Origin of the sequence: Peribacillus sp. ACCC06369 (assembly GCF_030348945.1) — a bacterium.
Classification (GTDB): Bacteria; Bacillota; Bacilli; order Bacillales; family DSM-1321; genus Peribacillus.
Genome location: NZ_JAUCEN010000002.1, coordinates 5,218,314 through 5,238,661 on the forward strand (window position 1 = coordinate 5,218,314; position 20,348 = coordinate 5,238,661).

At 41.8% G+C, this 20,348-nt stretch carries 21 protein-coding genes; 1 reads left to right on the plus strand and 20 read right to left on the minus strand.

What is annotated here, in order from left to right; genetic code table 11:
• Positions 1 to 238: 238 nt before the first annotated feature.
• The 3 genes from mreB to spoIIQ form a co-directional block, all read right to left on the minus strand.
• Entirely contained in the window at positions 239 to 1,240 is a 1,002-nt protein-coding gene (gene mreB, locus QUF78_RS26485) for a rod shape-determining protein (protein WP_289327037.1), read from the minus strand.
• A 307-nt stretch (positions 1,241 to 1,547) separates the two neighbouring features.
• Entirely contained in the window at positions 1,548 to 1,820 is a 273-nt protein-coding gene (spoIIID, locus tag QUF78_RS26490; RefSeq protein WP_034315767.1) for a sporulation transcriptional regulator SpoIIID, read from the minus strand.
• A gap of 434 nt (positions 1,821 to 2,254) precedes the next feature.
• A complete protein-coding gene (gene spoIIQ, locus QUF78_RS26495) occupies positions 2,255 to 3,193 on the minus strand; it encodes a stage II sporulation protein SpoIIQ (RefSeq protein WP_289327038.1) in 939 nt (312 codons plus the stop codon).
• Between the two features lie 152 nt (positions 3,194 to 3,345).
• Here spoIIQ and QUF78_RS26500 point away from each other — a divergent pair, with 152 nt between their 5' ends.
• Positions 3,346 to 3,771: a VanZ family protein gene (locus QUF78_RS26500; protein WP_289327039.1), complete on the plus strand. Its 426-nt coding sequence runs from the start codon at positions 3,346 to 3,348 to the stop codon at positions 3,769 to 3,771.
• Positions 3,772 to 3,791: 20 nt separating this feature from the next.
• Here QUF78_RS26500 and spoIID read toward each other — a convergent pair whose 3' ends face one another.
• From spoIID to atpD, 17 genes are all read right to left on the minus strand, one after another.
• Positions 3,792 to 4,829: a stage II sporulation protein D gene (gene spoIID, locus QUF78_RS26505; RefSeq protein ID WP_289327040.1), complete on the minus strand. Its 1,038-nt coding sequence runs from the start codon at positions 4,827 to 4,829 to the stop codon at positions 3,792 to 3,794.
• Between the two features lie 204 nt (positions 4,830 to 5,033).
• On the minus strand, positions 5,034 to 6,335 hold the full coding sequence (murA, locus tag QUF78_RS26510) for a UDP-N-acetylglucosamine 1-carboxyvinyltransferase (protein ID WP_125159867.1): 1,302 nt from the start codon (positions 6,333 to 6,335) through the stop codon (positions 5,034 to 5,036).
• Between the two features lie 32 nt (positions 6,336 to 6,367).
• Entirely contained in the window at positions 6,368 to 7,117 is a 750-nt protein-coding gene (locus QUF78_RS26515; protein ID WP_289327041.1) for a YwmB family TATA-box binding protein, read from the minus strand.
• Positions 7,118 to 7,275: 158 nt separating this feature from the next.
• The gene (locus QUF78_RS26520) at positions 7,276 to 7,518 is read right to left on the minus strand and encodes a DUF1146 family protein (protein ID WP_061465671.1); all 243 of its coding nucleotides are present in this window, start codon (positions 7,516 to 7,518) and stop codon (positions 7,276 to 7,278) included.
• 149 nt (positions 7,519 to 7,667) lie between these two features.
• Entirely contained in the window at positions 7,668 to 9,194 is a 1,527-nt protein-coding gene (gene nuoN, locus QUF78_RS26525) for an NADH-quinone oxidoreductase subunit NuoN (RefSeq protein WP_289327042.1), read from the minus strand.
• 3 nt (positions 9,195 to 9,197) lie between these two features.
• Entirely contained in the window at positions 9,198 to 10,721 is a 1,524-nt protein-coding gene (locus tag QUF78_RS26530; RefSeq protein WP_289327043.1) for a complex I subunit 4 family protein, read from the minus strand.
• Positions 10,718 to 12,589, minus strand: coding sequence for an NADH-quinone oxidoreductase subunit L (gene nuoL / locus QUF78_RS26535; RefSeq protein ID WP_289327044.1), 1,872 nt, complete (start codon positions 12,587 to 12,589; stop codon positions 10,718 to 10,720). The genes QUF78_RS26530 and nuoL overlap by 4 nt, the downstream gene beginning before the upstream one ends.
• 34 nt (positions 12,590 to 12,623) lie before the next feature.
• Positions 12,624 to 12,938: an NADH-quinone oxidoreductase subunit NuoK gene (nuoK, locus tag QUF78_RS26540; protein ID WP_064467120.1), complete on the minus strand. Its 315-nt coding sequence runs from the start codon at positions 12,936 to 12,938 to the stop codon at positions 12,624 to 12,626.
• Positions 12,935 to 13,453 carry an NADH-quinone oxidoreductase subunit J gene (locus tag QUF78_RS26545; RefSeq protein WP_289327045.1) on the minus strand — a complete coding sequence of 173 codons (519 nt, stop codon included), beginning with the start codon at positions 13,451 to 13,453 and terminating at the stop codon, positions 12,935 to 12,937. Before QUF78_RS26545 ends, nuoK begins: the two co-directional genes overlap by 4 nt.
• A complete protein-coding gene (gene nuoI / locus QUF78_RS26550; protein WP_048685828.1) occupies positions 13,450 to 13,869 on the minus strand; it encodes an NADH-quinone oxidoreductase subunit NuoI in 420 nt (139 codons plus the stop codon). Before nuoI ends, QUF78_RS26545 begins: the two co-directional genes overlap by 4 nt.
• Positions 13,870 to 13,902: 33 nt before the next feature.
• Positions 13,903 to 14,910, minus strand: coding sequence for an NADH-quinone oxidoreductase subunit NuoH (nuoH, locus tag QUF78_RS26555; protein ID WP_289327046.1), 1,008 nt, complete (start codon positions 14,908 to 14,910; stop codon positions 13,903 to 13,905).
• On the minus strand, positions 14,911 to 16,008 hold the full coding sequence (locus QUF78_RS26560; RefSeq protein ID WP_289314316.1) for an NADH-quinone oxidoreductase subunit D: 1,098 nt from the start codon (positions 16,006 to 16,008) through the stop codon (positions 14,911 to 14,913).
• Positions 16,009 to 16,013: 5 nt separating this feature from the next.
• Positions 16,014 to 17,228, minus strand: a complete 1,215-nt coding sequence (locus QUF78_RS26565) for an NADH-quinone oxidoreductase subunit C (RefSeq protein WP_289327047.1) — start codon at positions 17,226 to 17,228, stop codon at positions 16,014 to 16,016.
• Positions 17,229 to 17,705 (minus strand): NuoB/complex I 20 kDa subunit family protein, encoded by a 477-nt coding sequence (locus QUF78_RS26570; protein ID WP_170946902.1) that lies wholly within the window; start codon positions 17,703 to 17,705, stop codon positions 17,229 to 17,231.
• A gap of 26 nt (positions 17,706 to 17,731) precedes the next feature.
• Positions 17,732 to 18,106 carry an NADH-quinone oxidoreductase subunit A gene (locus tag QUF78_RS26575; RefSeq protein ID WP_289327048.1) on the minus strand — a complete coding sequence of 125 codons (375 nt, stop codon included), beginning with the start codon at positions 18,104 to 18,106 and terminating at the stop codon, positions 17,732 to 17,734.
• A gap of 361 nt (positions 18,107 to 18,467) precedes the next feature.
• The gene (locus tag QUF78_RS26580) at positions 18,468 to 18,869 is read right to left on the minus strand and encodes a F0F1 ATP synthase subunit epsilon (RefSeq protein ID WP_289314314.1); all 402 of its coding nucleotides are present in this window, start codon (positions 18,867 to 18,869) and stop codon (positions 18,468 to 18,470) included.
• A gap of 25 nt (positions 18,870 to 18,894) precedes the next feature.
• Complete coding sequence (atpD, locus tag QUF78_RS26585) at positions 18,895 to 20,292, minus strand: F0F1 ATP synthase subunit beta (protein WP_289327049.1); 1,398 nt, start codon at positions 20,290 to 20,292, stop codon at positions 18,895 to 18,897.
• Positions 20,293 to 20,348: the final 56 nt, after the last annotated feature.

Below are 20,348 nucleotides of genomic sequence, written 5' to 3' on the forward strand. Positions count from 1 at the left end.
CCATATCTATCTTATCGGTCATGAACATCAGTATCTTAAGGAAAAAGAAAAAGCATTAGGCAGAAGAATTTGTCTTTTATCGTAGGCTAGGTCAGATTTAAAGGAATGGTGTTAAATTCTCGACTAAAAGAAGAGGGCCTATTGCTCATCAGTACTAGAACTGCACGCACTTTCTCTATGCCTCATGTTTGTCTGAACCTTAGACCCCTATCTTATGATGCAGATTCCCATCCGCTTTTTAGTTGAATTTGTGCCGTGGCAATTTATCCATATTATCAAGCATGATCCCTGTTCCGATTGCTACACAATCCATTGGGTGCTCGGCAACGAGTACTGGTACCTTAAGTTCTTCAGCAAGGAGTAAATCAATCCCGTGAAGCAATGCTCCACCACCTGTTAAAATGACACCGCGGTCGATGATATCAGCAGAAAGTTCAGGCGGCGTCCGCTCAAGTACGCTTTTTGCAGCTTGTACAATGATGGAAACCTGCTCGCGAAGAGCTTCCTCAATTTCTTTCGAATTGACCGAAATGGTCCTAGGTAATCCTGATACCATATCGCGTCCACGAATATCGATGACTTCATTACGTGAACCAGGGAAGACGGTTGCAACCTGGATTTTAATGTTTTCCGCTGTACGTTCACCAATCAGAAGCTTATACTTCCGCTTGATATAATGTAAAATTTCATTATCGAATTTGTCACCGGCCATTTTAATAGAAGAAGATGTAACGATATCCCCCATTGAAAGAACGGCAATATCCGTTGTACCCCCGCCAATGTCTACGACCATATTGCCGCTTGGTTGAAAAATATCCATGCCGGCACCAATTGCAGCCACTTTTGGTTCTTCTTCAAGGAATACTTTCTTCCCTCCGCTTTTTTCAGCAGCTTCTTTAATCGCCTTTTGTTCGACACTTGTTATGTTGGTCGGGCAGCAGATTAAAATTCTAGGCTTTGAAAGGAAACCTTTCACATTCAATGTATTGATAAAATGCTTAAGCATCGATTCTGTTACATCAAAATCCGCAATGACACCGTCTTTTAAAGGACGAATTGCGATGATGTTTCCTGGAGTACGGCCTACCATTTTACGAGCTTCTTCCCCGACAGCAAGAACACGGTTCGTATTCTTATCAATCGCTACTACCGAAGGCTCATTTAACACAATTCCTTTACCTTTGACATGTATAAGAACATTGGCTGTTCCAAGATCTATCCCAATATCTCTAGCAAACATTTCTTAAATCCTCCTTGAATATCCTCACATATAACCTACTTCTGTCCTAATTGTTTATTTTACCATATTGCATTGACACAAGTAAGTATGAATTATAAATAAACGCTAATACAGACTATTATTTCCTATTTTTCCAATATGTAAAAAAATTAGATGTCTTAAGCACTATTCCCCGTCTTTTCCCATAAAAAAATCCCGGCATGGAACCGCAATCAAGGTTAAGGAATAGGCTGACACACTTTCATGTCCCCTTATTCATTCCCTGATTTGCATAATTCACTTCCAATTGCCGGAATGGTATCAAAAATTATTTAACGATTTCTTCTTCTCTTTCAGATCGTTTATATTTTAATTTTGTCGCTTCTCCACCTCTTAGGTGACGGATGGATTTATGATAATCCAATATATCCTTCACTTCGTTAGCCAAATCAGGATTTATTTCTGGCAGCCTCTCTGTTAAGTCTTTATGCACTGTGCTTTTAGAGACTCCGAACTCTTTTGCAATGACGCGGACTGTTTTTCTAGTTTCCACGATATACTTTCCTATCTTGATAGTTCTTTCTTTGATGTAATCGTGCACACCACTCGACCTCCCCAGATTGGATGTGAGAAGTGTGAAATGAGATTCGTATTTTTCGAATCGAATACCGCTGCCCTATAAACAATGAAAGATAGAATTATTCACCTATTAGATAATTTGTAATAAACGATTCCTCACCTCAAACACTCTCTTTGCATGGTTTATAACATCTTATTAGCTTGGTTAAGAATATATGCCTAATGGGACAGGCGGTTTGCATTTATTTCTAATTTTCATTTATTTATTTTCCTTAAAATCAAATTATTTCCCGAGAAATTTGTCAGAAATTCAAATGTTTCAGCATATGGGCCAATATTTCCTCGAAAGAAAAAAAGAAGCCGTTCAAATTGAACGGCTTCTTTTTACCAAATTTTCAGTTGTTGTCATTCGTAACGCTCTAGGTTTTTGTTTTGATTTAATTAAAAATCTTAATCTTAATTAGATTGATTTAACGAATCTTTTAAGGAGTCACTTTCCTCAGTTGCATCTTTCTCTGGGACAGAGCCTTCCTCATCAGTGCCACTCTCTAAATCAGTGCTCTCGTCAGTTTCGTCAACGGCAGGCGTTTCATCCGTGCCAGTTTCAGATTCTTCGACTGCAGGTGTTTCTTCTTTATCAGTTTCAGATCCTTCGACTGCAGGTGTTTCTTCTTTATCAGTTGAATCGTTAAGTTCGCTGCCTTCTGCTTCAGTTGCCGATTGAATGGCAGAAGCTTGTTTATCAACAAAATCAAGTGGATTTAACGCAATGTTATCTTTTCTGATTTCGAAGTGGACATGCACGCCAGCTTCTTCGTTGATTTGGCTTTTTCCAGCTGTAGCAATTGCTTGTCCTTGTTTCACTTTGTCACCGACTGCAACCTTAATGTCTTTAACAGATTGATAACGAGTGACGACACCATCTTCATGCTGTACTTCAACTAAATTTCCAAGTAACGCGTCGTCTTGAACTTTCGTTACATTTCCACTTAAGGAAGCTTTTACATCGAAAGATTTTCCATCTTCCATTGCAATGTCTATACCTTTGTTTTGCTCATATCTATTGTTGTAGAAAACCAATGCTTCTTCTTGTGCCTTTTCATCCGCATTCACATCATAAAACTGTTTCTTGATAACCGATTTGTCTGCATCGGCTACAGGCATCTTGATTGTCTCAAGATTACTATTAACCTCGACAGAAGGCTGACCATAGTTTTTTCCTGTTTCAGCTGATTCCTCTTTGCCATCTTTAGCTGAATCATCAAAACTATTTTGTAATAAGAAGGCCGCGGCTAAGATTATGGCTGCACTTGCGATATAGATTGCTGATAATGCCCAACGTTGTTTTAGTATACGTCGGATTGTGGAAGTTGGTTTCTTTTCTTCCTCTCTCATATTAATCACCTCAGCAATCATTCTGAACATTTTGTTAAGATTATATACATTCAGGAAAAAATTTTTTTAGATTTATTTTGCGGAAATGAAACCGATTTTATTCGTAGAATGGTAAAATGTTTGGTATCTTACTGTTGAAGGATGTTTAATTCATGAAAAAAGCCTTTAAACTTGTGTTAACGTTATTGCCTTTTCTATATATGATTGCCATTTGGATAATGTCGAGCAACCCCGATGATATGATTCTTGATCTTCCCTCATCCTCAATTGACCGCTTTATCAAAGAGGCACTTCATCTGGTCGAATTTGCCCTTTTGTATATATTATTGGTTTCGGCCCTTGCTGCAAACCAAAAACTGAAACCTGGTTTAAGCCTGTTGGCGGCCCTTGTAGCTTGCCTTTACGGAGTTATTGATGAATACCACCAATCATTCATCCCATACCGCACCGCTGCCTTAATAGATGTAATTAAAGATATCATAGGAGTGGCTGCAGTCTATTTTCATGTCCAATATCATTATTTCAAGCGTGAACGCGGCTTTTTGACCATTATAGAAAAATTAAGCGCAAATAAATGAGAGATGGGAATCCCCATCTCTCATTTTTTTGCCGTCATCGTATTCAGCCACTTACTTGAAGACTGAACTTTGACGCCTTTATAATAATATTTTACGATGTCTTCATAGGTTTTCCCTTCCCTGGCCATCCCATTGGCACCGTATTGGCTCATTCCAACTCCGTGTCCAGAACCTTTTGTCGTGATGACAATCTGGTTGCCTTGACGCTCCCAGTTAAAATCGGATGATGTCAGCCCAAGCTTTTCACGAATCTGTTTTCCTGTCATTTTCTTTCCTCCGATTTCCACCACACCAACACGATTACCTGATGTTCTTTCAATGACGGTTCCTATTGATGTTCCAGATGAAAGGCTTACACCAAGTTTGTTTTCAAAATCTGCAGTATTCACTACAACTTTATTATAAAACTTTGGTGATTCTTCTTTATCCCATGGGCTGGATACACTTTTTAAATAGGGAAAATCAGCTTGCCAATAGTCCTCGGAATTCTCCGTGTAGCCATTGCTGGTCGAAAAAAATGTGGCAGTAATCGGTTTTCCTTCATAGGTTAGGATTTGACCCGCTGTTTCTTTTATAGCTTTGTTAATTTTCTTCATCTTCGATTTATAATCAGAGCCCCACTGTTTCTTCAGCTCATCATTATTCTTATAAACTTGGTGCATGACCGTATCGCTTACATCGGCACCATCCGGCAAGCCCAATCGACTTTCGCTTATGAGCTGATTGACGATATAAGTTCTCGCTGTCAATGCTTGTGCCTTCAGCGCCTCTTCCTCAAAATCTGCTGGCATCTCAGCTGCAACCACACCAGTCAAATACGATTCAATCGGCAGTTTTTCAATCTTTTTTGCAGAGGTACGGTAAACGGCAACTTCAACGGAACTCATTTCATTTGCACTTACCTCTTTCCCCTCATTCTTCACTTTCTTATCTAATTGTTCGGCTAACTCCCCACTTGTCTTATCATTTGAAAATGGAAGCACAAGCACTGCTGGAATCATGATAATTGCGAATGCTACTGCTATGAATAGTACGATCATCGGTTTGATTGCTTTCAAATTCCTGAGCCTCCCTACACTTGTTTTCTCTGCCGTATAATCTTTATCCAGCAGGATCTTTACATAACAAATGTATGTCGAAGGACAAGCTTTTATGAATAGAAAAACGATAACTATTTAACCGGAGGCGATGAATGCTGGAACAAAACAAAAAAAACCATTCACGTTTCCATGTATCGAACGTGAATGGTTTTATAAGCTATCTTATGCGTTTAAATCTGCAATTTTTTTTGTTTCTGCAGGTACATCTTCGTTAATACGTTCCACATCAGCACCTAGAGATGCCAATTTACCATGGAAGTTAACGTATCCTCTGTCAAGATGCTTTAATTCTGTAACGCGAGTAATGCCATCTGCAACCAATCCAGTCAGGATGAGCGCTGCTGCGGCACGTAAATCTGTTGCAGCTACTTCAGCACCTTGAATGTTAGTTGGTCCATTAACGATAACAGAACGACCTTCTATTTTAATATTGGCATTCATGCGACGGAATTCCTCAACATGCATGAAACGGTTTTCGAAAACGGTCTCCGTAATCATACTTGTTCCTTCAGCACGCAATAATAATGCCATCATTTGCGATTGCATATCAGTCGGGAAACCAGGATGTGGCATTGTTTTGATATCAATGGCCTTCAAGGTTTTTGGACCGATAACGCGTAATCCATCTTCTTCTTCAAGAATTTTAACGCCCATTTCCTCCATTTTAGCAATAAGGGAAGTAAGGTGTTCAGGTACAGCTCCTTGAACAAGAACATTACCGCCAGTAAGAGCAGCTGCTGTCATAAATGTACCAGCTTCGATACGGTCAGGTATAATCGCATGTTCAGTGCCATATAATTTATCGACACCTTCGATTCTCATCGTACCAGTACCAGCACCTCTGACTTTGGCACCCATTTTATTAAGGAAATTCGCAAGATCTACAATTTCAGGCTCTTTGGCCACATTTTCAAGAACAGTTATACCTTCAGCAAGTGTTGCTGCCATCATGATGTTTTCAGTGGCACCCACACTCGGGAAGTCAAGATACACTCTTGCACCCTTAAGTCTTCCTTCTACCTCGGCATCAATGAAACCATTGCCGACCTTCACTTTTGCTCCCATCGCTTCAAAACCCTTTAAATGCTGGTCGATAGGACGTGATCCGATGGCACAGCCACCAGGAAGAGCAACGCGGGCCCGGCCATTCCTTGCTAGTAATGAGCCCATTACTAAAACGGAAGCTCTCATTTTACGTACATATTCAAATGGTGCTTCTTCTAATAACTCTCTTGATGCATCTACAGTTACTTGATTGTCATGAAAGGCAACATCTGCATTTAAGTTGCGCAATACTTCATTGATTGTATATACATCGGAGAGCGTAGGAACATCTTTAATGATACTTTTCCCATCACTTGCTAATAATGTTGCAGCGATAACTGGCAAAACGGCGTTTTTAGCACCTTCTACTTTAACTGTCCCGCTAAGCCTTTTTCCGCCGCGGACGATGATTTTTTCCAAAAGTATTCCCCTCCGCGTCCATTTTCTCTATATTAATATTCAAACGTTATGATTGGTGTGCCAACTACAAAGTTCGTTTGGTCACCCAATCCTTCTGTCCGTAGCCCAAACTGCAAATTTAATTTTTCTTTTGTCAAAGGTTGTTTAAACAATGTTGAATGTGCAGATATTGATGTAAAGTTCGTTTCATGCACACTCTCAATTTCCCTTGCTTGGAACATATCTAACAGGTCTTCAGTTTTAGAGTTTAAAACCGAATCCATATTATCATTGATAGACCCTTTAATACAAGAAAAAATTGAAGGAGTCCCTATAAATAGGTCATTCACCCTGTTCTGGAATGTAGCCGTAAAAAATGCCGAATTAGCTTTTCTCCACTTTTTTCCCTTCACTTCGTAAATAACATAGGTAACTTTATCAAATTTCTCTTCCGTTGTCATTATTTTGATAGACTCGGTTAGACCTGAATCGACATTGTAAGTTAACGCCTCAGCCTTCCAGCCGGAAGCATCATCTTTCCGGTGCCATTGAAATTGAGGGTATTTTCGTTTTAAAGCCGCAACTTCGCTTTCAAACTCTCGTTTAGTTGTAATCTCTTTATTTATTTCTCTAGTGAGTACAGACCAATCTTCTATGTCTAAATCCTTATCCTTTTGTAACAGTCCCACCAATTTAACTATATCTGGTTTACTTTCTGCCACAATCGTACTATTCCCAATTAAAATCACCATCAAACCAAGAAATACTATGTATGTTAACATTTTTTTGTTTAAAATATACATGTTAAATCCCTCCCCTTTTACACATTCTTTCCATAAGGAGAGAGATCATACTTCGAGTTTTCCGACAATTGGTGACACATTCCGCCTTAAAATGGCAGTAAGCATGGCGAATACAAGAGTAGAATCATATTTTGCTATAAGAAAAGTCTTACAGCTTATCAGTCATCACTAAACATATACGGGAGTTGGTTTGCAAATCCCAGGTAGTCAAGGAAGAAGTTACTAACAACTGAACCTATGGCAACCGTTAATAAAATGTATAAAACCCTGGCCTTGATGACCGAATTGGATCTTAAGATTTTATCGAAATGTAATGCCTGTAAAGCCCACCAGGTAACTGCAATGAAAAACAAATGTGCAATTATTCCTGTTAAAGCCTGCTGTCCCATTGCTGAAAACATGTACATACCTCCTAAATGACACCCGAACTCTATTCTAACACAAAACTCCTTCGAATTTGGAATATAAAAGGAAGAATTGCAAAATATCTTTTTAAAACTGTAAATAGAGGCTTGATCCAATGGAACAAGCCTCTGATACAGGCATTATATCATTTACTCGAAATAAAGTCTGTAAATTCACCAAATTGATCATGAATAAAATCAAAGGCAATATTTGGCGCCACCCCGAAAAGTATGGTGCCTATTACGCAAATGATCAACACTGTGTAAAGACCCCAACGAATTTTAATGACCTTCTCTGAATGAATGGGTCGGAAAAAGACCTGAACCAATAATCCGAAATAGTATACATAGGACACAATGGTACCTGCGATCATGATTCCCGCAAGGACAAAATGTCCAGGCTCCGTAATGAATGTTCCAAGGAAAATATTGAGTTTGCCAATGAATCCTGTCGTCCCGGGAATTCCAGCAAGCGACAGGATAAATACAGTAAATGATATGGCAAGATACGGGGATTTCCTCCCCAGTCCTGCAAGAATGCTAATGTCTTCCGATCCGCTTTGACTGGAGAGCAGCTGAATGACTGCAAATACACCGATATTCATCAATACATAAGCCAGTAGGTAAAACCAGACTGTATCCAACAGGAAATATCCCCCACCCAATGTGGCAACCGCTACAAGGAGATAACCCGCATGGGCGATGCTTGAATAGGCGAACAACCGTTTTAAATTTTGCTGCCTTAACGCAATCACATTTCCAATGATGATTGTCAGACCTGCCAATGAAGCTATATAGATATTGTTTTTTTCCAAAAAGTCGAGCGCTCCGAATGTATCACCGGATGCCGTTAGGAACAACGAAAGAAAAATTCGCAGAATGATGACGAAACCCGCTATTTTCGAAATTACACTTAAGAAGGCTACTACCGGTGTCGGTGCCCCCTCATAGACATCCGGCGCCCACATATGAAAGGGAGCGGCAGCTATCTTGAAGGATAAACCGACAAATACCATGAAGAAAGCGAGGCCCATGATGTATTGCAGCTGACCATCGGTCATCGCAGCCATCGTCCGGCTCATTTCGCCTAGATTGACAGAACCAGTCACACCATATAAATAGCTCATCCCGAATAAAGTGATCGCCGTGGAAATGCCTCCGTTTATCACATACTTCATGGACGCTTCGTTAGACTTCTGATCATGTTTACGCATTCCGACTAGTATATAAGATGAAAGGGAAAGAAGTTCCAGTCCAACGAACAGGGTTATCAAATCCCCGCTTGAGGACATGACCATCGCTCCAAGCAAAGCGGTCAGGAAAAGATAATAAAATTCCCCCCGATGTTCCCGCAGCCCCTCTTTAGGTTCATATTCTTCAGCCAGAAGGATGATTAGGCCCGCTCCGAATAATAAGAGTAGCTTAAATGCTTTTGCAAATGAATCTAAACGAAACGTATCGGATAAGATACTGACTGTATCAAAGGATAGTAAGCTAATCAGTGACAAACATGCCAAAATGATACCGGTTAGCGCGAGCCATGCCAATTTTCTCCGATTAAAGTGCTTCGGCCAGAATAAATCCAATATCGAAAGAATCATGGCCGTTCCCAGGATGATGAATTCCGGCATCATCGCTCCCCAATCATAAGAAAGCATCGTGTTCAAATCCATCCTTCATCGCCCCCCTAAAGCTAGCATCATGGCTTCAATCGTTCCTTGAAGAGGCCTGCCTAACAAATTTGGGTATACCCCAACAGATATTATCAAACCGAGAAGAACCAATGCCGGTACAAGCTCCCAGCCTCTAAGGTCCCGTTTCTCTTTCTCTACCAAGCTATCATTTTTCCCGAAGGTCATCAACATAACCGCCCTCAGGATATAGACAGCGGTTAATACCAGCCCGATCACCCCAATTGCTGCAAGCAATGGCTGACTCTTGAATAAGCCAAGAAATACCATGAATTCACTGATGAAGCCAGACATGCCAGGCAAACCGAGTGAAGCCATCCCGCACGCTAACATAAACCCTGAAAAAACCGGCATCGACTTGGCCAATCCACCAAGCTTAGGAAGCATGGTGGTTCCCGTCCGCTCATACAACACACCCACCAAGAAAAATAACAAAGCAGCAATTAGCCCATGTGAGATGACTTGAAAGATAGCTCCCTGAATGCCCGCTTCATTCAAGGCTCCCAGACCCATCATGACGATTCCCATATGCGAGATTGATGAGTATGCTAAAACGAGCTTGAAATCCGTTTGTACCAATGCTAGAAATGCACCATATAAAAAACTGAGGACCCCAATCAGGACAACGGTAAAGGCTAAGCTTTTATATTGTTCAGGAAATATCCCCATTCCAAACCGGATGATTCCATAAGCCCCTATTTTCAATAGGACACCAGCATGAATCATGACTATGGATGGAGGTGCTTCAGCATGGACCCGCACCATCCAGCTGTGAAATGGAAATACGGGCAGCTTTATCGCAAATGCAGCGAGAAAGGCCAGGCATAAACCAAACTTCATCGAACCGGATATGGGCGCAAAAAGCGAAACACCACCCATTGTCATCATCTGTGTCAATGCCGCAATATTGGTCGTACCTGTCCTGGCAAACAAAATCAAAATGACCACCAATAAAACTGCAGAACCGATGCCATTATAAATCAGAAAACTATAAGACGCTTTCTCCCTCTCCAGAAAGCCCCACCTACCAATCAAAAAGAAAGCGGGGATCAAGGTCATTTCAAAAAAGATGAAAAAAAGGATCAAATTTTCTGCGGTGAAGACACCGAGCATCCCGATCTCCAAAATCAAAAATAACAAATAATACCCTTTCCATTCTTGTTTTATATATATGGAGGCGATTGCGGCAAGTGAAGAAATGATTGTCGTCAATAATATGAAGATGAGACTTAACCCATCCAGGCCCAACTCAAAGTCAACTGTGAAGAGTTTGGGATCATACATCTCCAAATTCCCAAATCTGATCCAATTCAACTTAATGTCAAAGACGGATAGGGCCACTCCCGAATAATATTGACTGCATAGAAAGAACGATAGGAAAAGGGGAGGCAGTGTTCCGAAAAAGCCAAATTGTTTAATCGTCCTTTCCTCTTTCTTCGGCATTAGGGCAACCATCACAATGCCCAGCAGCGGTGAGAACACTAGAAGCGAGAGCAAATAGACATTCATCTTAGATACCCCCCAGTTACTGCAAAAATCACCAATAGTACCGCAAGTCCCAGAAAGGCTATCATGCCATATTGCTGTACCTGTCCCGTTTGCAGTTTAGACCCTAATTTCCCCAATCCCTCTATTGAACTTGTTACGGTGGATACCAAGCCACCGACAACGAACCTTTCAAAATAAGATAGGAAAATACTAAAGCCTTTGATTGCATAGCCTGCTGTGAAATGGTAAATCTCATCAATATAATACTTATTTTCCAAAACTCTATATAACTCGGAGTTTTCCTTGACAAGCCATACCCGAGGTAACTTCTTTTTAGCGTATATCATATATGCAAGGAATATTCCGGCAAGTGATACAAGCACAGCCATGAACATTATCCAAACTGGTCCCTCACTATGGCTGGCTCCTAGAAGAGTTTCATTTCCCTCCACAAGCCACTCTCCCAGGAAAGTCCCAAACCATGGTGTTTGGATATACCCACTGATTACAGCAAGCAATGCCAATACAAGCATGGGAATTAACATGATGGAAGGTGAGTCCTTAACCTGTTTTACTTGACTGCGTGAATCTCCTGCAAACATCATGAAAAACAGCCGGAACATATAAAACGCGGTTAAAAAGGAAGTAATCACCGCAAGTCCAAACAACACATAATTGCCGTTCTCCCAGGCTGCCATTAGAATTTCATCTTTACTGAAAAAACCCGAGAGCAAGGGGAACCCTGATATCGCCAAAGTTCCAGTCAAGAACAGCGGCCCTGTCCAATTCAATTTCCCCCATAATCCACCCATCTCTTCTATATCCTGTGTATGTATAGCATGAATAACACTGCCTGCTGCCAAAAACAGCAATGCTTTAAAAAAGGCATGGGTCATTAAATGAAACACACCCGCCACATATCCAGCAGTCCCCAAAGCAAGCATCATAAAACCAAGCTGAGAGATTGTCGAATAGGCCAATACCCGCTTAACATCCTTTTGCACAATAGCGATGCTTGCGGCAAATATGGCTGTAAATCCACCTGTTATTGCTACGACTTGCATCGCCGCTTCACTAGCGACGAATAACGGAAACATGGTCGCCACCAGGTATACCCCTGCAGCAACCATGGTTGCTGCGTGAATCAATGCGGAAACCGGAGTCGGTCCCTCCATTGCATCCGGAAGCCATGTGTGTAGTGGAAATTGTCCAGACTTCCCAACCGCACCGATAAAAATCAAAATAGCGATCAAAGTCAGTCTTTCATTTGATATCACGCCTGATTGAATGGCTTGAAAGATCTCTCCAAATTCAAAGCTTCCCGTTTCCCAGAATAGTAGAATGATGCCGATTAAGAGCCCTACATCCCCAATCCTGGTCATGATGAATGCCTTCTTCGCTGCATTCTTGGCTTCCAGTTTATAAAAGTAAAACCCAATAAGCAGGAAAGATCCCACCCCGACCAATTCCCAGAAGATATAAAGCTGTAGCAAATTTGGTGCCATGACAAGTCCAAGCATGGCAAAGGTGAAGAAGCCCAGATAAGCATAAAAAATGGAGAATCGCACTTCACCCTTCATATACCCCTTCGAATATATCTGGACAAGCAGGCTGACAAGTGAAACGATCACGAGCATCAAGGCATTAAGCTGGTTGATTTCAAACCCCGCTGTAAGTTGCGTCCCCCCAAAGGAAAGCCAATCTATCGATATTTTATAAGTAGGTTCTTTAAATCGTTCCACCAAGGTAAGCAGCGATAGAACCAACGAAGCCATTGTACATATTATTCCTATAAAGGCCCCTCGTTCCCGCAACCGCCCACCCGATAGAAGCAGAACCAGAAACGTGACGAGTGGAAAGATCGGTATGAGCCAAGCGTTCTCCATCATCGTATCAAATCCCCTTCTTCATTTATATAAACCTTCAATGCTTCATAATATCCATTTCATCGACATTGACCGTCTTCCGATTCCGATAAAGGGACATTAATATAGCCAGCCCTACAGCTGCCTCGGCCGCAGCGATCGTAATCGTGAATAATGAAAACACTTGACCCGTAATGGATGGCGTTACACCGAATTTACTGAAGGCAACTAAATTGATATTAGCAGCGTTCAGCATCAGCTCGATTGAAATCAAAACAATGACCGCATTTCTCTTCGTCAAAGCGCCATACAGTCCTATACAAAATAAAACGAGTGCCAATACAAGATAAGCCGACAAGGGAACTCCCGTCATGATCGATCTCCCTCCCCATCATCTTTTTTAGCCAATACAATGGCGCCGACAAGAGCAACAAGCAGTAGTACCGACATTGCTTCAAATGGAATGACATATTTTGAAAAAAGTTCGATTCCTATTTGTTTTGTATTATCCTCATGCAAGGCGGTTGGCTGTACAGGGATATCCAGATTATAAATACCCAGGTAAACCGCCACGGCGAATCCAGCAATAGCTGCCAGCAATGAGAATCTCCCCCAGCCCCCTTTAACGGGTTCATCACTTTCTTGGTGTTTAGTGAGCATAATTCCAAATAACATCACGATCGTTATTGCCCCTGAATAAATAAGGATCTGGACAATGGCGACGAACTCAGCCGAAAGCAACATATAAATTCCAGCAATGCTCAAGAAAGTAAAAACGAGTGCAATTACCATGTGGACCACTTTTGTTAAGGTAATTAACAGCACCCCGCCTAATATGGCGACGAGTGCCAAACCAAAAAAGGCAATTAATTCACCGGACAAACTCATACTTTATTCACCTTCCGGATATTTTCATCATTTTCATCAAGCCACTCCAGATTTTTAAATAAATGATCACGGCTATACTCCGCCAGCTCAAATTGATTCGTCATCACGATTGCTTCTGTCGGGCATACCTCCGTACATAAATCACACAAAATGCAAATCTCGAAATTAATGTCATACGTATCAATGATTTTACCTTTTTTTGACGGGTCCGGATGTTTTTTACCAGTTAATTGAATACAATCCGTTGGACAAATCGTCACGCATTGATTGCATACAATACACTTTTCAGGATAAAACTTTTGGATTCCGCGGAATCGGTCAGGGAGCGGCAGCGGCTCATTCGGGTAGTCATAGGTCACTTTTTTCCTCGTCAAGTTCTTTAATGTATAGGTTAAACCTTTTGCTAAACCAAGCATATAAATCCCTCGCTTTCTGACCAGCTTAAGTTTTTAAAAAAGGTTAATTAATTCTTTTATAAGTGCCGTCAAAAATATATTTGCCAATGCAACCGGAAGCAGCACTTTCCATCCGAACTCCATCAATTGATCTGCCCTTATACGAGGAAAAGTCACACGGATCCAGACCAATACATAGAAAACAACACTAAACTTGAGACCGAACCAGATGGCCGCCGGAATAAAATCCAAAAACGGAATAGAATTCCATCCCCCTAAAAATAATACAGTGGTTAGCGTGGCCATTGCAAACATATACACATATTCGGATAACATAAAGAAGGCCCAACGAAATCCAGAGTATTCAACATGATAGCCTGCAACAAGTTCGGATTCCGCTTCCGGCAGGTCAAAAGGAACCCTGTTCAACTCGGCAACCGATGCAATAAAAAACACGATAAACGCAATCGGCTGAAGAAAAATGAACCAAACCTTCTCCTGGGCTGCAACTATTTCATTCAAGTTTAAACTGCCTGTTAAGAGGACGATTCCCACTAGTGACATCACCAACGGGATTTCATAAGATATCATTTGCGCGGCTGCCCTCATTCCGCCAATCAAAGAATATTTATTATTGGATGCCCAACCCGCAGTGACGATGCCGATGGTCGATATGCCGGAAATGGCAATATAATATAGCAGTCCAATACCTATATCAGCAAATTGGAAGGCATCGGTGAACGGCAAGGTGGCAAGGACCATGAAAGCCGGAGCAAAAGCAATTACTGGAGCTAATATATATAGCGGCTTATCGGCTTTTTTTGGTATTGTATCTTCCTTGATCAGAAGTTTCAAAACATCGGCAACGGTCTGTAAGAGACCCCATTTCCCCCCAATTTGGTTGGGACCGACACGCATCTGCATAAACCCCATGATTTTTCGCTCTGATAGGATTCCATAGGTTACGAACCCTAATACAACGAATAGCAGCAGGACTGCCAAACCAAAAAAGATGCCAAAATTCAGTAGGCTAGGAGTGGATTGGAGCAAATCCTTGATCATTTATCCATCCACCTCCCCTAGAACGATATCGATTGCACCTAATATCGTTATCAAGTTCGCCATATTTTCCCCTTCCAATAATTTCGGAAGAATCTGCAGATTATAAAATGAAGGTCTGCGAAATTTCAAACGATATGGCTCCTTTTTCCCTTCACTCGCGATATAACAGCCGATTTCCCCTCTTGGTGATTCAATACGGACAAATGCTTCACCCTTAGGAACCTTTATTATTTTTGGGACCTTAGCAAGAACCGGCCCTTCTGGAAATTGCTCAACCGCCTGCTCAATGATTTTCAGTGATTCTTCGATTTCCTCCATTCTACAGTGATAGCGAGAAAAGGCATCACCCTCTTCCCTTGTAGGAACATCAAAGGTGAACCTGTCATAAATGGAATATGGTTCATTTTTCCGTAAATCCCATTTCACGCCTGTACACCTTAAGTTGGCACCGCTAAGCGAATACTGCAAAGCTTCTTCTTTCGTATAGATGCCCACCCCTCTAACCCGGTTAACAAAGATTTCATTCCCTGTTACTAACTCATGGTAACCGGCAAGCTGCTCCCTCATATAAGGAACAAACTCGGCCACCTTCGCAATCCAGTCATCAGGAGCATCCCATTTCACACCTCCGACACGCATATAATTGAATGTAAGACGTGCTCCTGACAATTCAGTCAATAAGTTAACGATCATTTCACGTTCTCGAAAAGCGTATAGGAAAGGGCTCGTCGCACCTATATCAAGCAAGTATGTACCCCACCAGACAAGGTGGCTTGCGACTCTGCCCAATTCCATGGCAATTACGCGCAAATATTCTGCCCTTTCGGGGATTTCCACCCCCATCATTGTTTCAACAGCATGGCAAAGCACATAATTATTTGTCATTGCGGCTAGATAATCGAGTCGATCGGTGTATGGAATTATTTGTGTATATTGCAGATTTTCCGCTAGTTTTTCAGTACCGCGATGCAGATACCCAATGACTGGGGTAGCCTCTTTTATAATTTCACCGTCAATCTTGATGACAAGCCGAAAAACACCATGTGTACTCGGATGCTGCGGCCCGACATTGAGAAGCATTTCTTCGGTCCTTAACATTGGGCTTACACCTCCACATCATAAGGCTGATAATCTTTTCTAAGGGGATACCCTTTCCAATCATCACCAAGTAAAATCCGCTTTAAGTCAGGATGTTCTTGAAAATTAATACCTAATAAATCGTAAGCCTCACATTCCGGCCAATTTGCACCTGGCCATAATGGTGCCAATGATGGAATAACGGGAGAATCCCTATCCAGCTTCACCTTTAAGGCAACCGACTGGTTCATATTGAACGAATGCAAATGTACATAAATTTCCATATGGGATTCAAAATCCGTTCCATGAAGTTCCGATAAATATGAAAAGTTAAGCTGTTCATCATACCGCAGAAATTTTGCTATTGAGAAATATGTATCCGGATTAGCCACTAAAGTGGGTACATCTTTTGATAGTCTATTAATATAGTGGTCTATTAATGCCTCTTGCCCTACATGCCTTTCAATAGCATGAATAATTTGATCGAGTTTGGACTGGTTTGGAGAAAGATCATCTGGGGTGATAACTTCCTTGCTTTCCTTTACAGCAGTTCTGGCCTTCGCAACAGCAGCGGCTTTCGCCTTGGCCGCTGCAATAGCCTTTGCCTTCGCAGTTTCAAGATCATCACCATTATCCCTTGATTCCTTTCGGGCCAATGCTGCCGCCTTCGCTTTGGCCGCTGCCGCTGCCTTTTGCTTCGCTACGTCCATTTCTCCTTCCGGTTTTTCCATCCCTTCCTCTTTCGCCTGTTTTCGGGCCAATGCTGCTGCCTTCGCCTTGGCTGCTGCCGCTTCCTTTTGCTTCGCTAAATCGGTTTCTCCTTCCGGATTCTCCGTCCCTTCTTCTTTCGCCTGTTTTCGGGCCAATGCTGCCGCCTTCGCTTTGGCCGCTGCCGCTGCCTTTTGCTTCGCTACGTCCATTTCTCCTTCCGGTTTTTCCGTCCCTTCCTCTTTCGCCTGTTTTCGGGCCAGTGCTACAGCCTTCGCCGCTGCCGCTGCCTTTTGCTTCGCTAAATCGGTTTCTCCTTCCGGATTCTCCGTCCCTTCTTCTTTCGCCTGTTTTCGGGCCAGTGCTGCTGCCTTCGCCTTGGCTGCTGCCGCTGCCTTTTGCTTCGCTAAATCGGTTTCTCCTTCCGGATTCTCCGTCCCTTCCACTTTCGCCTGTTTTCGGGCCAGTGCTACAGCCTTCGCCTTCGCCGCTGCCGCTGCCTTTTGTTTCGCTAAGTCTTGCTTTTCACTCATCTATATCACCCGCTTTCCGGTTTTCGCCTCGTAACGGATTTTTTCTTTTAATTTATTGATTCCATAAATAAGTGCTGCTGGGTTTGGGGGACACCCAGGTATATATACATCGACAGGTACTATTTGATCTACTCCTTTGACCACCGAGTAGGAGTGAACATACGGCCCTCCTGCAGTTGCACAGGATCCCATTGCAATAACCCATTTCGGTTCCGGCATTTGTTCGTATAATCTACTAATTATTGGAGCCATTTTTTTCGTTACCGTGCCTGAGACAATCATGACATCCGATTGTCTGGGTGATGTCCGAAAAAACGAACCAAACCGGTCCAAATCATAATGAGAGGAGCCTACGCCCATCATTTCAATTGCACAACATGCTAATCCGAAAGTCATCGGCCAGAGTGAGTTACTTCTAGCCCAGCCTTTTATTTGTTCAAGTGTGGATAAAAAAATACTGTGACGCATTTCTTCCATTTCTTTAGGGGTAAGTTCATCTAACTTCAATTCCACTTCAACACCTTCTTTTTCCAAGCGTAGATTAGCCCTAGCATAAGGATAAGGACAAAAAATAGCATTTCGATCAGAGCAAACAGCCCGAGTTCATCGTAGGCAACCGCCCATGGATAAAGAAAAACAGTTTCTACGTCAAATATGACGAACATCAGTCCGAATAGATAATACCTGACATTGAATTGAACCCTTGAATCCTGAAAAGGCTCGATTCCACTTTCATAAGTCGTATATTTCATATCAGTCGGTTTATAAGGCCTTAGCAGTTTACCAAGAAATAATGCGACCACAGGTAATAAAATGCCGAGACAAAGAAAAACAAATACAATTAAATAATTATTTTGGTAAATATGCAGCTGTCCCATGTTCATCTCCCTTTATGGATAAATCATGTTAAATGGATGCATTTAAAATTTGCTTGTCTTCTTTTTTGGTGGATACCATTTTAAATACTATGCAGGGTGACATTCTTTTAGAAGCAACGTGACAGGAGGAGGTATGAAGCAATTAATGTAAGCGTGTACATTATATCATCAGGATAATCGCATGTCGATGAGTTAAGGTTTAATATGGAAAATACTTTATCCTATAATTCGATTATTTTTTCAAATGCACAACAGTTTTTTCCAAATTTCGCTATTAAATGATAAATATCTTGAAAAACCATTTAAAAAAACACCTGATCTTACCAGGAATGGTTAGATCAGGTGTTTTCGTCATTTAAAGTTATCGCATTTCTGCAATTTGGATCCGGTTGATGGCACGTTTAAGCGCTAAATTAGCTCTTTTGTCATCATTTGATCCATCATTGTTCTGCAATCTTTGTTCAGCACGAGCTTTTGCTGCTTGAGCACGTGCAAGATCGATAGTTTCAGCTCTTTCAGCAGATTGAGCTAAAATGGTTACCACATCAGGGCGAACTTCTAAGAAGCCACCATTTACAGCTACATAGTCTGTGTTGCTTCCATTTTTAAGACGGACAGCACCAATGGTAAGCGGGGCTACAGTTGGAACGTGTCCAGCCATGATTCCCAGCTCACCGCTTTTAGCTTTAGTGCTTACCATTTCAACTTCTGCATCATATACTGGGCCATCGGGAGTAACAACATTGACTTTAATGGTCTTCATTTCATTCCCTCCTAGGTCCCTTTAATTAAGCCATTTCTTTTGCTTTGGCAATAACTTCTTCGATGCGACCAACTAGACGGAAAGCATCTTCTGGAAGTTCGTCATATTTTCCAGCTAGGATATCTTTGAATCCTTGGACTGTTTCTTTAACTGGTACATAAGATCCTTTTTGACCAGTGAATTGTTCAGCCACGTGGAAGTTTTGCGACAAGAAGTTTTGAATTCTACGAGCACGTCCAACGATTATTTTTTCGTCTTCGCTTAATTCGTCCATACCCAAGATGGCAATAATATCTTGAAGTTCTTTATATTTCTGTAAAGTCGATTGCACTTGACGAGCCACTTTATAGTGCTCAGCCCCAACGACTTCTGGGCTAAGGGCACGAGAAGAAGATGCCAATGGATCAACTGCTGGGTATATACCCATTTCAGAAAGTTTACGCTCAAGGTTAGTTGTTGCATCCAAGTGAGCAAAAGTTGTAGCTGGAGCCGGATCCGTATAGTCATCGGCAGGTACATAGATCGCTTGAATGGATGTAACAGAACCTTTATTTGTTGAAGTGATACGTTCTTGTAATTGGCCCATTTCAGTAGCAAGAGTTGGTTGGTAACCAACCGCTGATGGCATACGGCCTAGTAGGGCAGAAACCTCAGAACCTGCTTGTGTGAAACGGAAAATGTTATCGATGAAGAAAAGAACGTCTTGTCCTTGTTCGTCACGGAAATATTCAGCCATTGTCAAACCGCTTAGAGCAACACGCATACGTGCGCCTGGTGGCTCGTTCATTTGTCCGAATACCATCGCCGTTTTCTTAATAACACCAGAATCAGTCATCTCGTAGAAAAGGTCATTCCCTTCACGAGTACGCTCACCTACACCAGCGAATACCGAGATACCGCCGTGCTCTTGTGCGATGTTATTAATAAGTTCTTGGATAAGTACAGTTTTACCAACACCGGCACCACCGAAGAGACCGATCTTACCACCTTTGATGTAAGGTGCAAGTAAATCTACTACTTTAATACCCGTTTCAAGAATTTCAACTGATGTTGATAATTCCTCGAATGTTGGTGCTTGCCTGTGAATTGGATCACGACGCACCTCTGCTGTAAGTGGTTCAAATAGGTCAATGTTTTCCCCTAATACGTTGAAAACGCGACCTAGAGTAACTTCACCTACAGGTACTGAAATTGGAGCTCCTGTATCAACAGTCTCTGCACCACGAGTTAAACCATCAGTGGAAGACATTGCTACAGTACGAACTGTATTATCACCTAGTTGAAGGGCCACTTCAAGAGTTAGTCCTGTACCAGACGCTGTATTTTCGATTCTTAACGCGTTATAGATCTTAGGAAGTTGTCCGTCTTCGAATTTCACGTCAACAACCGGACCCATAACTTGAGTAACGCGTCCTATATTCATCGTTTTCCCTCCTAACGTTGCTTATAACGACTATCGAGTTTATGGAACGGCCAGCA

Excerpts from the sequence above, each read along its gene's own strand:
- mreB (WP_289327037.1), bottom strand. The coding sequence starts at position 1,240 with ATGTTTGCTAGAGATATTGGGATAGATCTTGGAACAGCCAATGTTCTT.
- spoIIQ (WP_289327038.1), bottom strand. The coding sequence starts at position 3,193 with ATGAGAGAGGAAGAAAAGAAACCAACTTCCACAATCCGACGTATACTA.
- QUF78_RS26500 (WP_289327039.1), top strand. The coding sequence starts at position 3,346 with ATGAAAAAAGCCTTTAAACTTGTGTTAACGTTATTGCCTTTTCTATAT.
- QUF78_RS26515 (WP_289327041.1), bottom strand. The coding sequence starts at position 7,117 with ATGTATATTTTAAACAAAAAAATGTTAACATACATAGTATTTCTTGGT.
- QUF78_RS26520 (WP_061465671.1), bottom strand. The coding sequence starts at position 7,518 with ATGTTTTCAGCAATGGGACAGCAGGCTTTAACAGGAATAATTGCACAT.
- nuoN (WP_289327042.1), bottom strand. The coding sequence starts at position 9,194 with ATGGATTTGAACACGATGCTTTCTTATGATTGGGGAGCGATGATGCCG.
- QUF78_RS26530 (WP_289327043.1), bottom strand. The coding sequence starts at position 10,721 with ATGAATGTCTATTTGCTCTCGCTTCTAGTGTTCTCACCGCTGCTGGGC.
- nuoL (WP_289327044.1), bottom strand. The coding sequence starts at position 12,589 with ATGATGGAGAACGCTTGGCTCATACCGATCTTTCCACTCGTCACGTTT.
- nuoK (WP_064467120.1), bottom strand. The coding sequence starts at position 12,938 with ATGACGGGAGTTCCCTTGTCGGCTTATCTTGTATTGGCACTCGTTTTA.
- QUF78_RS26545 (WP_289327045.1), bottom strand. The coding sequence starts at position 13,453 with ATGAGTTTGTCCGGTGAATTAATTGCCTTTTTTGGTTTGGCACTCGTC.
- nuoI (WP_048685828.1), bottom strand. The coding sequence starts at position 13,869 with ATGCTTGGTTTAGCAAAAGGTTTAACCTATACATTAAAGAACTTGACG.
- nuoH (WP_289327046.1), bottom strand. The coding sequence starts at position 14,910 with ATGATCAAGGATTTGCTCCAATCCACTCCTAGCCTACTGAATTTTGGC.
- QUF78_RS26560 (WP_289314316.1), bottom strand. The coding sequence starts at position 16,008 with ATGTTAAGGACCGAAGAAATGCTTCTCAATGTCGGGCCGCAGCATCCG.
- QUF78_RS26565 (WP_289327047.1), bottom strand. The coding sequence starts at position 17,228 with ATGAGTGAAAAGCAAGACTTAGCGAAACAAAAGGCAGCGGCAGCGGCG.
- QUF78_RS26570 (WP_170946902.1), bottom strand. The coding sequence starts at position 17,705 with ATGGAAGAAATGCGTCACAGTATTTTTTTATCCACACTTGAACAAATA.
- QUF78_RS26575 (WP_289327048.1), bottom strand. The coding sequence starts at position 18,106 with ATGGGACAGCTGCATATTTACCAAAATAATTATTTAATTGTATTTGTT.
- QUF78_RS26580 (WP_289314314.1), bottom strand. The coding sequence starts at position 18,869 with ATGAAGACCATTAAAGTCAATGTTGTTACTCCCGATGGCCCAGTATAT.
- atpD (WP_289327049.1), bottom strand. The coding sequence starts at position 20,292 with ATGAATATAGGACGCGTTACTCAAGTTATGGGTCCGGTTGTTGACGTG.